Annotated in this window: 11 protein-coding genes and 1 riboswitch; of the genes, 7 read left to right on the top strand and 4 right to left on the bottom strand. The window is 41.8% G+C overall.

The features are described from left to right. Positions 1-231 precede the first annotated feature (231 nt). Positions 232-314, top strand: a riboswitch (cyclic di-GMP riboswitch). Positions 315-596: 282 nt separating this feature from the next. After that, positions 597-1,394 carry a VPLPA-CTERM sorting domain-containing protein gene (locus NT010_10910; GenBank protein ID MCX5806558.1) on the top strand — a complete coding sequence of 266 codons (798 nt, stop codon included), beginning with the start codon at positions 597-599 and terminating at the stop codon, positions 1,392-1,394. Between the two features lie 357 nt (positions 1,395-1,751). Here the strand turns inward: NT010_10910 and aqpZ are convergent, their stop codons facing one another. From aqpZ to NT010_10895, 3 genes are all read right to left on the bottom strand, one after another. Further along, positions 1,752-2,441 (bottom strand): aquaporin Z, encoded by a 690-nt coding sequence (gene aqpZ, locus NT010_10905; GenBank protein ID MCX5806557.1) that lies wholly within the window; start codon positions 2,439-2,441, stop codon positions 1,752-1,754. Between the two features lie 92 nt (positions 2,442-2,533). Continuing rightward, the gene (locus tag NT010_10900; protein ID MCX5806556.1) at positions 2,534-2,914 is read right to left on the bottom strand and encodes an EthD domain-containing protein; all 381 of its coding nucleotides are present in this window, start codon (positions 2,912-2,914) and stop codon (positions 2,534-2,536) included. 35 nt (positions 2,915-2,949) lie between these two features. Next, complete coding sequence (locus tag NT010_10895; GenBank protein MCX5806555.1) at positions 2,950-3,228, bottom strand: hypothetical protein; 279 nt, start codon at positions 3,226-3,228, stop codon at positions 2,950-2,952. A gap of 196 nt (positions 3,229-3,424) precedes the next feature. Between NT010_10895 and ald the strand changes: the two genes are divergently transcribed. From ald to NT010_10865, 6 genes are all read left to right on the top strand, one after another. After that, positions 3,425-4,534: an alanine dehydrogenase gene (gene ald / locus NT010_10890; GenBank protein MCX5806554.1), complete on the top strand. Its 1,110-nt coding sequence runs from the start codon at positions 3,425-3,427 to the stop codon at positions 4,532-4,534. Positions 4,535-4,636: 102 nt separating this feature from the next. Continuing rightward, the gene (locus NT010_10885) at positions 4,637-5,983 is read left to right on the top strand and encodes an NADP-dependent malic enzyme (protein MCX5806553.1); all 1,347 of its coding nucleotides are present in this window, start codon (positions 4,637-4,639) and stop codon (positions 5,981-5,983) included. A gap of 220 nt (positions 5,984-6,203) precedes the next feature. Beyond that, positions 6,204-7,043: a fumarate hydratase gene (locus tag NT010_10880; GenBank protein MCX5806552.1), complete on the top strand. Its 840-nt coding sequence runs from the start codon at positions 6,204-6,206 to the stop codon at positions 7,041-7,043. Between the two features lie 89 nt (positions 7,044-7,132). After that, positions 7,133-7,684 carry a Fe-S-containing hydro-lyase gene (locus tag NT010_10875; GenBank protein MCX5806551.1) on the top strand — a complete coding sequence of 184 codons (552 nt, stop codon included), beginning with the start codon at positions 7,133-7,135 and terminating at the stop codon, positions 7,682-7,684. A 181-nt stretch (positions 7,685-7,865) separates the two neighbouring features. Continuing rightward, the gene (locus tag NT010_10870) at positions 7,866-8,957 is read left to right on the top strand and encodes an inositol-3-phosphate synthase (GenBank protein MCX5806550.1); all 1,092 of its coding nucleotides are present in this window, start codon (positions 7,866-7,868) and stop codon (positions 8,955-8,957) included. A 9-nt stretch (positions 8,958-8,966) separates the two neighbouring features. Then, positions 8,967-9,542 carry a CDP-alcohol phosphatidyltransferase family protein gene (locus NT010_10865; GenBank protein ID MCX5806549.1) on the top strand — a complete coding sequence of 192 codons (576 nt, stop codon included), beginning with the start codon at positions 8,967-8,969 and terminating at the stop codon, positions 9,540-9,542. 70 nt (positions 9,543-9,612) lie between these two features. On the opposite strand, the gene NT010_10860 is transcribed toward NT010_10865, so the two are convergent. Further along, positions 9,613-10,416: a M48 family metallopeptidase gene (locus tag NT010_10860; GenBank protein MCX5806548.1), complete on the bottom strand. Its 804-nt coding sequence runs from the start codon at positions 10,414-10,416 to the stop codon at positions 9,613-9,615. Positions 10,417-10,440 lie beyond the last annotated feature (24 nt).

Here is a 10,440-nt window from a genome sequence, read left to right as displayed (position 1 = left end):
ACCACAAACTCACTAGACGGTTGCTTTGCGTACCTCAAGGAGTTGGTGAGAGTTCACCGGGGATCAAATAAAAGTCTCAAGAGCAAGATCATTGAAGAGGTTTTATGGAGATAAAAAAGCCCTAAAAAATCGTATTAAGCCACAAATTACAATATTTTATTAACTTGTCCTACAAGAATTGTCGTACTTATCCTACATACAAAAAATATAAAATGTATTACATTGTTAAATTAATGGGGTGGTCAAACCATTTGTGAGAATGGGACGGAAGGCTAAGGGGTCTCGAATTAAAGCGAGACAGTCGGGTTGCCATATAAAGAATCAACTTTACATTATTGATCGAAAACCCTGCATTGAAGGCTAAGAGGCAATAGAGTGTGATTTTAAAATTTATGAATAAGGAGGTGCCGGAAGAGATATGTTGCCTGATTATACTTTATGTAAATTTCAGGATATCAACATAATTCTATATTATCCTACACAATTTGTATTACTTATCCTACAGACAAAAGATAAAATATGTTATACAAAGTTATTAGTTGAAGTTGAAAAGTAGTTTTAGTATTTGGCGGGGCATGAATTCACAAGGAGGGTAAATGAAATTCAAATCATTAAAGTTAACGGCAGTGATTTTATCCATATGTTTCTTAAGTTTCTTTGCAGCAAACAATGCGTTGGCAGCCTATGCTTATTCAGGAGCTAAAGTATACGGCATAAGTATAATTAAAATGTCCGGTACAGGGTCTTTGGTAATCTCTTCACCATCATACGTAAGTAATTATGCTCAAGCAAATGAAAATGAATCAAATATTGATTATAATGCAAACGCTACATCAAGTACGGCAAGTGCACTATCAAAAATTTATGTTGATCCTGGAGATCCTGCTCATAGATATGGTATTCAAAGTGTACAAAATACTAATACCATAATGGAAGGTTATAGCAATATAGATGATTTTCATAATGGAGAGGCTTCATCAAGTTCAAACGGTGGAATACAATGGAACTTTACACAGAATGGTGGAAATGCCAGATATATTGTCAGGGTATATGCTGATCTATGGACAAGTGGTTCAGCAGAATGCCATCCTGGAGCATATGCTGATGGAAATGCGTACGTAGATGTTTATTTGACAGGCGGAACCTTAAAAGAAGGTGGAGGCTCTCTTTGGGCATATAATGAGGTCGAATACCCCGAATATTGGGGTGCCCCCGTTACAACTCGCTTATTTCAAAATACGATGTCTTTAACAGCAGGTCAAGAAGGTACTTTAAGTATATATTTCGAATCCTACGGTGATGCAGCCTGCCCTGTTCCACTTCCGGCTTCATTTTTACTTCTTGCGCCCGGACTTATCGGTCTTGCAGGATTGAGGAAAAGGATCAACAAATAAGCATCGTTAACATTCACAAAGTACAAAGGCAGGGTTTTTTAGACCCTGCCTTTTTTTATCAGATAATTCCATATTTTCTATTAAATAAGTAATCGGAATCGAGCTGTCCTAAGCAAACCGTCGTGAAACGCGGAAGCCCGGCTTTAATAAACGCAAGACAAGCGGGAAAAGAGGTTTGGTTGCGATAGCCACAGGAGCTCCATCCCAAGTGCCCCGGAATCAGTTCTTGACACTTAAAATTGTACTCACTAACCTGTCTAAGTTCTTACGTAGTGTCTTGTCCGATGTCATTGCCTCTTCAAATTTTTCACATACCGGGCTGACCCTTATATTTTCTGCACGTCATCGATAGGCAAATCAATTTTCCGAGCTGCCAATAAACCGGTAAATTGCCGCTCCAAGCAGACCGCCAACGATTGGTGCCACCCAGAAAAGCCATAGCTGGGCAAGAGCCCAATCTCCGACAAACAAAGCGACACCCGTGCTCCGGGCGGGGTTTACTGAAGTATTGGTCACCGGAATGCTTATCAAGTGAATCAGTGTTAGGCCCAAGCCAATTGCGATGGGCGCGAAACCTTGCGGCGCACGTTGGTCGGTTGATCCGAGAATAATGAGTAAGAACATCATGGTCATTACTACTTCAGTAATTAACGATGCCAGTAAGGAGTATCCGCCAGGCGAATGAGCACCATAACCATTTGAAGCAAAGCCAGCGGATACATCAAAACCAGCCTTACCGGTCGCGATGAGATAGAGAACGCCGCCCGCTACAACCGCACCTAAAACCTGCGCAACGATGTAAGGCAATAGCTGGTTTGCCGGAAAACGACCACCTGCCCAGAGCCCGACAGAAACAGCCGGATTGAGGTGACAGCCGGATATGTGCCCAATGGCGAAGGCCATAGTCAGTACGGTCAGACCGAAGGCCAGTGCAACGCCAAGCAGACCGATGCCTACGTTAGGAAACGCAGCGGCCAGTATTGCACTGCCGCACCCGCCAAGAACGAGCCAGAATGTCCCTAAAAACTCTGCACCATACTTTTTCATGTTTCCCTCCTTTTAGTATCTATGTATTAATACAAAAGTGTTGCCTATGTTTCCAGGGTAATCCGTTACCCATGTCCCCGTTTGGTCATAGGTTAATATACCTTTCCATCAATAAGAACATGCTCGACAGTAAAAAAGGCCGAGGATGCATTCAGATTTACGAATCTTGCTTCGTCTTCAACAAACATCGCGCGTAGTTTTTGACCTTCCGGTGAATTGATGGCTGCGAGAAAATCTTCTTCCGACTGCCACCATATCTCGCCAACCCCATCATATGCCTCCGATGTCCCCCTGGATTTCATGATATTCTCATTTAACGGCGAATCGATAGTGTGACTCTGTACGTAACGTACTGCCCTGTATGTATCTGCGAATTTCTTGAATAAGAGGCCATGATGATTTAACCAATAGTCTTGAAACTCAGCCCGTGACATATTCGTGCAACGCTTTGCACAAAAAACAAATTTAATCATGTATTCATCTCCTTATTTATGGCCCAATAACATACTCAAGACAAAAAACCCTCAAAATGTTGTTTTTTTGAAGATAAATCAATTTTATTATTGGTATTTGCTGATATTACATGACAAAGAGGAACATAACTTTTTATAGGATATTTAGCCGAGGTGGTTCTAAAGAATATCGTGATGGAATTTTTTGATCTGTTTCTTGTCTTTATGAATGCAAAGATATCTGTTTCTGAGAACATCAATTCCCTGCCTATAAATTCATTATCATCCAATTTTGTTTCTACTGCAAGCAGAAAATGTTTTGAAGTTTCCTGCATAATTATCTAAAGGCATCTTGCAGTAACCAACAGGATATTGTGTTATATTTAAAAGAGGCAAAATATTTTTAATGAGGATTTTTTAGATGGTTATCAAAAAGCATCAACACCGAAATGTTGTATTGATTTATAACTTTATATGATGAGAAAATAAGTAAATAATTATTCTGGAGGATTTAGCTCGGAGGAGATATAGATGATCATCGGCGTGTTGAAAGAGATAAAGGAAGGGGAAAATAGGATTGCATTAACACCGGCAGGGGCAGATGCGCTTGTCCGTGATGGAAACAGTGTCCTTGTAGAAAGTAAGGCAGGAGTAAGAAGCGGGTTGACAGATGAAGAATATGTATTGACAGGCGCGGAAGTTGTTACTGCTCTGGAGATCTACAACCGCGCAGAGCTTATTATTAAGGTAAAGGAGCCTCTTGAGACAGAATGGCCTGAGTTCAAAGACGGGCAGATTTTATTTACATATCTCCATCTTGCTTCGTCTGAAAAGCTTACAAAGGGTCTGCTGAGAAGCGGCATAACCGGGGTCGCCTATGAAACAGTCCAGGATGCAACAGGGAGGTTGCCTCTTTTAATACCTATGAGTGAGGTCGCGGGACGTATGTCTGTTCAGGCTGCCATGAGGCTACTGGAAACAGATTATGGTGGAAGAGGGATATTAATGAGCGGCGTGCCAGGTGTTCCTCCGGCAGAGGTTGTCATTCTGGGCGGCGGGGTAGTGGGCCTTAATGCTGCAAAAATTGCTGCAGGTCTCGGCGCCCATGTGACAATTCTTGATGTAAATCATGACAGACTAAAATATATAGATGATATCCTGCATGGAACCGTAACAACGATTTACTCGAATCCGTATACTGTCAATCATGCAATCGTATATGCCGATGTCCTGATAGGCGCTGTACTGGTGACAGGTGCCCGCGCACCTTTGCTTGTAACGGACAAGATGGTTTCAAGAATGAAAACAGGTTCTGTAATAGTGGATGTTTCAATAGATCAGGGCGGCTGCGTTGAGACAATCCATGTGACAACACATGCAGAGCCGGCATATAAAGTCCATGATGTTATCCATTATGGCGTGCCGAATATCCCTGCTGCCGTGCCGAGGACCTCAACCTATGCCCTTACAAATGCGACTCTCCCGTATATAAGAACAATTGCACTGAAGGGATTAAAAATGGCAGCACAGGAAGATGCATCTCTGGCGGGCGGGATAAACCTTGCAAAGGGTATATTAGCTCACAGTGCGGTTGCAGAGTCTTTTGGTATGGATTGGAAACCCTGGTATGATCTGATTTAAAAAACAGGATATTTTTCTTTGTAATTTTTACAATTAGCTATACAATATTTACTGCAAATTAAATTGATCCTGACTTAAATAATACTTTACGGAGGAGTGGACGTGGATGATGTTAAGGTAACAAAGGAAGAACTTATAGAAAAGGCTAAAAAACCGGCACAGGATGCCATGAAGATGCATCCTTATTACAAAGGTAAAATAGAAGTGGTACCAAAATGTGTTATCAGAGATATAAATGATTTTGCAATATGGTATACACCGGGGGTGGCAGAACCATGCAAAGAGATTCACAAAAACCCTGAAATGGTATTCGAATATACAAACAAAGCTAATATGGTTGGAATCGTTACGGACGGTACAAGAGTGCTCGGACTTGGAGATATCGGACCAATGGCAGGCCTTCCGGTTATGGAAGGAAAAGCCTTGATATTCAAATATCTTGGCGGTGTCGATGCTTTCCCCATCTGTCTCGATACAAAAGACCCTGATGAAATCATAAAAACCGTAAAATATATATCCCCTTCCTTCGGTGGAATAAACCTCGAAGATATTGAGAATCCAAAATGCTTCTATATACTTGAAAGACTGAGAGCTGAAGCGCCGATACCTGTATGGCACGATGACCAGCAGGGAACGGCGGCGGTTACACTCGCCGGGCTTATTAATGCCTTAAAGATCGTAAAGAAGAAGATTCAGGACGTAAAGATTACCATGGTAGGCATAGGGGCAGCTAATGTTTGTATTACGAAGATGATAATAAAGGCAGGAGCAAACCCTAAAAAATTTATTGTTGTTGACAGTAAAGGCATACTTAACAGGAAAAGGGATGATATAAAACCAACCCATAAAGAAAAAATGGAACTCTGCCGGATAACTAATGGTGAGAACCGAGCTGGAGACATAGAAGAAGCGATTAAAGGTCAGGATGTTTTGATAGCCCTTTCACAACCTGGGCCTGATACGATTAAGAAGGAATGGATAGCAAAAATGGCAGACAATGCAATTGTGTTTGTATGCGCTAACCCTATACCGGAGATATGGCCATGGGAAGCAAAAGAAGCCGGTGCGAGGATTGTTGCCACCGGCAGAAGCGATTTTCCGAATCAGGTGAATAATTCTGTCGGCTTCCCTGCCATATTTAGAGGCACCCTCGATGTGATGGCCAGAACAATAACCGATGAAATGTGCATTGCTGCGGCCTACGAGCTTGCCAAATGCGCAGAAGATAAAGGATTACGCGAAGATTACCTCCTGCCAACTATGGATGAATGGGAAGTGTTCCCGAGAGAAGCGGTTGCAGTGGCAAAAAAGGCAATGGAGCAGGGAGTGGCAAGATTGAAATTAAGCGAAAAAGAATTGTTTAATATGGCTGAAACAAAGATAAGAAGAGCCCGGGAGCAAGTCGGGCTGATGATGGAAAAAGGAATAATTGCGCCATACATAGAATAGCAAAAAATATCATAGGAATACCTCCGTATAGCTTTCTTAGCAAGCACGGCTTGCGAGAAGGGGAGGCTCCGACAGCTTAGCTGGCGGAGGGGGCGACGTGAGCCCAGGTAATGGAAAAAGGAATAATTGCACCATATATAGAATAGTGAATAGTGAATAGTGAAAAAGGCAAAGGCAAATACTAACGACTATTCACTGCAGTTAAGTAAATGGAGTATATATGAGAGAGATTCATACAGATGATATTGTATCTGCCTTGGAAAGATTGTTCATAGATGCAAATATAAATTTAACGGATGATGTCTGTAAGGCTCTTAAAAAAGCAGCAGAAATTGAGGAATCTCAAATAGGCAGAGATGTGATCCGGGAACTTATCAATAATGCCAACCTTGCTGGAAGCGAAAAAATACCTATCTGTCAGGATACCGGACTTGCTGTGACATTTATGGAAATAGGGCAGGATGTGCATATAATCGGAGACGTCCTTGAAGATGCGGTGAATGAAGGTGTGAGAAGGGCATATAAGAATGGATATTTACGAAAGTCCTGCTGCGAACCCTTTACCCGGAAAAATACCAATGATAACACCCCGGCTATCCTGCATGTAAAGATTGTACCTGGAGACCGTATAAAGATTGTTGTGCTTCCGAAGGGCGGCGGCAGTGAGAACTACAGCGAAGTTAGGATGCTTATTCCGTCGGAAGGAAAAGAGGGTGTAAAAGCTTTTGTTCTGGAGATGGTAAACAAAGGCGGGCCCAATCCATGTCCGCCGATTATTGTAGGTGTTGGGATAGGGGGCAACTTCGAGACATCTGCACTCCTTTCAAAGGAAGCTCTGATGATTCCTGTTGGTGTGCGGAATGATGATCTATCCATTGCATCCTTTGAGACCGAGATTCTTGAGGAAATCAACAAAACCGGCATTGGGCCTCAAGGTTATGGGGGTACGGTTACAGCTCTTGATGTCCATATAAAGATGCTGCCCTGTCATATTGCATCATTCCCTGTGGCAGTGAATATCCAGTGTTATGCACACAGGGTCAGGGGGGCTATAATTTAAAATGAAGAAAACTAAGAGTTTGGAATGTTAATTTACAGCTTCTCAATTTCAAAAATTCTCATTTTTAAAAGCAACAAAAGGGGTAATAGATGGAGATAAGCCGTATTACGACACCTTTATCTGAAGGCGTGATTGAAAAACTGAAAGCAGGAGAAAAGGTTTTTTTAAACGGGTATATATATACTGCACGTGATGCTGCACATAAGAGATTTGTTGAAGCCTTAATAAAGGGTGAGAACCTCCCGATTGAGATAAAGGATCAGATTATCTATTATTGCGGTCCTTCTCCTGCATCTCCTGGGAAAGTGATAGGCGCTTGTGGTCCCACTACAAGCTCAAGGATGGATGCATATGCACCGATGCTAATATCTATGGGACTCAAAGGGATGATCGGAAAGGGAAGGAGGTCACAGGCGGTAAAAGATGCTATCAGGCAATACAAAAGCATTTATTTTGGAGCAACAGGTGGTGCAGGAGCTCTTCTTTCCAAATGTGTTTTGTCTTCCGTGGTTATGGCTTATGAAGAGCTTGGACCTGAAGCTGTCAGGAGGCTGGAAGTTAAGGATTTGCCGCTATTTGTAATAAACGATATACATGGTAATGACTTATATGATGCAGGAATAAAAAAATATAAAAGATAAATTTCCATGGTTTATGTCCTTGGGCATCTGTTTAGCTCGCACGGCGAGCAAGAAGGGGAGGCTCCACGCACTTCGTTCGTGGAGGGGGCGACGCAAGCCCCTTTTAATTGTTTCCCAGATTTACTTTGACTTTTAAAAGTAAATGTTTTAAAAGAAAAAAAATCAAAAAAGAGGTTACGGAATGGGTAAGATACGCATCGGAATTGTTGGAGTCGGCAACTGCGCTAGTGCTCTTATACAGGGTCTTAGTTATTACTCAAAGAAAAGAGATGAACTTATAGGTCTTATGCATTTCGAGATCTGCGGTTACAAAGCTGAAGATATAGAAGTTGTTGCAGCATTTGACATTGACAAAAGAAAAGTCGGCAAATCCCTTAAAGATGCAATATTTGCTTTACCGAATTGTACAAAGCTTATCGACAGGGATATTATTCAACCGGATGTAACCGTTTCTATGGGACATGTATTGGATGGCGTTTCTCCGCATATGAAGGATTATCCTGAAAACAGGATTTTTCTGGTGTCCGATGAAAAGCCTGTGGATATCATAAAAATATTAAAAGATAGAAATGTGGAGATCCTTATAAATTACCTTCCAGTTGGTTCTGAAAATGCGGCGAGGTTTTATGCGGAATGCTGTCTTGAAAGCGGGACAAGTTTGATTAATTGTATACCTGTATTTATTGCTTCAGATAAGAACTGGGCAGAGAGGTTCAAGCAAAAAGGCATACCCGTAATAGGCGATGATGTAAAATCTCAAATCGGTGCAACAATCATACATAGGAGTCTAATTAAGCTCTTTGATGACAGGGGTGTTAAAATCGACAGGACATACCAATTGAATACTGGTGGAAATACTGATTTTTTGAATATGCTTAATCAGGATAGGCTTGTATCAAAGAAGATATCAAAAACCGAAGCAGTTCAATCATTGTTGGACGTGCCTATGCCAGCTGAGAATATTCATATCGGTCCCTCAGATTATGTTCCCTGGCAAAATGACAATAAAGTCTGTTTTATGAGGATAGAGGGCAGAATTTTTGGCGACATTCCGATTAACATGGAACTCAGGCTGTCCGTTGAGGATTCGCCAAACAGCGGAGGCTGCATTATAGATGCAATAAGATGCTGCAAGGTGGCGAGAGATAGAAAAGCAGCCGGTGTGCTCGAGTCAATTTCGGCTTATACTATGAAACATCCGATTAAACAATTTCCGGATAATATCGCAAGAAACATGGTCGAGGAATTCATAAGGGGTGAAAGGGAGAGATAGGAACCGCTTTTGATCAGTTCAAAAATAGGGCATGCTCTTGATCCTGTAATTCTTGGGATTTATCGTTTCTTCTTTAAAGATAAAGTAGTAAATCCGAATATATTAACAATCTGCGGAGTTCCCTTCGGCTTTGCCGCATCTGCATGTATAGCCTTTGATTATATGATGACAGGCGGAATATTGCTTGCGATTTCCGGTTTTTTTGACCTCATGGACGGTGCAGTTGCAAGGAATGCAAATAGAGTAACCAAATTTGGGGGATTCCTCGATTCTGTCCTTGACAGGTATGTAGACCTTTTAATTATGCTTGGTGTTTTTATCCATTTTTTGCGACATGGCGATTCATTCTATTCTATTATTGTTTTTATTGCCGCTGTCGGCACGGCAATTATCCCCTATGCAAAGGCAAGAGCTGAAGCTGCATCTCTTGGTTGCAACACCGGTATTCTTGAAAGACCGGAGAGGCTGGTAATAGTTTTTGTTGGCCTTTGTTTCAATGTTTTGGAATATGCCTTTATTATCCTTGCTGTTTTAACTCACGTTACGGTAATTCAAAGAATAGTGTTTGTGAAAAGAAACAGCTAATACCTTGTTATTTTCTCAGGAAAAAGTCGAATTGATTGAAAACAACTTTTCCAATTCAACATATCCGGGTTTATCTACGATATTTCATCGCTTCAGGCACATAACTCTTAATGTTGTTTATCCTGGTTGCATCTGCCGGGTGTGTACTTAAAAATTCAGGAGGCGAGGAGCCGCCCTTCTTCCCCTGTGCCATTCTTTCCCAGAAGGCTACTGCTGCGTTAGGGTCGTACCCGGCCATGGACATAAAGATAAGCCCCAGACGGTCAGCCTCGGATTCATGCAGTCTACTGTATGGGAGGAGCACCCCAACCTGTGTACCTACACCATATGCACCAAGAAAGAGAGAGCTGACTGCTCCGGGTTGTTGTGATAAGGCTACTGAAAGTGCTGTACCTCCCATCTGTGTCAGTAGTTCCTGACTTAAACGCTCTTTTCCGTGATCAGCAATTGCATGTGCTATCTCATGCCCCATAACCACTGCAAGACCTGTGTCATCTTTTGTAATGGGCAGAATTCCAGTGTAGACAACTACCTTCCCGCCAGGCATACACCATGCATTAACTTCTTTGTCTTCTACCAGATTAAACTCCCATTTATAATCTTTTAACCGGTCTGACTGACCCTGCATAGTGAAGAACTGTGACACTGCATTGGAAATTTTCAAACCTACGTTCTTTACGTGTTGTGTTTGCTCGATATTATTTGACAACTTGTGTTTTGAGAGAAAATCTTTGTATTGATTAAAACTCATCGAATTTATTTCTGAGCTGGATACAAGACTCAACTGTGATCTCCCGGTTATCGGAACGGTTTCGCATGATATAACGAAACAAATTATTAAGCATAAAAGACTGCCGTACCTGAGTAGTTTCATTCCAGTACCTCCTTGCTAAGGTTG

It is taken from the genome of Pseudomonadota bacterium (genome assembly GCA_026388275.1).
In the GTDB taxonomy this organism is placed as follows: Bacteria; Desulfobacterota; Syntrophorhabdia; order Syntrophorhabdales; family Syntrophorhabdaceae; genus JAPLKB01.
The sequence above is the reverse complement of the archived record's forward strand: the minus strand, read 5'-3'. Positions and strand labels throughout refer to the sequence as shown.

Bases quoted from the DNA above. Each gene is read 5' to 3' on its own strand.
- NT010_10900 (MCX5806556.1), bottom strand. From the start codon at position 2,914: ATGATTAAATTTGTTTTTTGTGCAAAGCGTTGCACGAATATGTCACGG.
- NT010_10860 (MCX5806548.1), bottom strand. From the start codon at position 10,416: ATGAAACTACTCAGGTACGGCAGTCTTTTATGCTTAATAATTTGTTTC.
- aqpZ (MCX5806557.1), bottom strand. From the start codon at position 2,441: ATGAAAAAGTATGGTGCAGAGTTTTTAGGGACATTCTGGCTCGTTCTT.
- NT010_10880 (MCX5806552.1), top strand. From the start codon at position 6,204: ATGAGAGAGATTCATACAGATGATATTGTATCTGCCTTGGAAAGATTG.
- NT010_10875 (MCX5806551.1), top strand. From the start codon at position 7,133: ATGGAGATAAGCCGTATTACGACACCTTTATCTGAAGGCGTGATTGAA.
- NT010_10895 (MCX5806555.1), bottom strand. From the start codon at position 3,228: ATGCAGGAAACTTCAAAACATTTTCTGCTTGCAGTAGAAACAAAATTG.
- NT010_10910 (MCX5806558.1), top strand. From the start codon at position 597: ATGAAATTCAAATCATTAAAGTTAACGGCAGTGATTTTATCCATATGT.
- ald (MCX5806554.1), top strand. From the start codon at position 3,425: ATGATCATCGGCGTGTTGAAAGAGATAAAGGAAGGGGAAAATAGGATT.
- NT010_10870 (MCX5806550.1), top strand. From the start codon at position 7,866: ATGGGTAAGATACGCATCGGAATTGTTGGAGTCGGCAACTGCGCTAGT.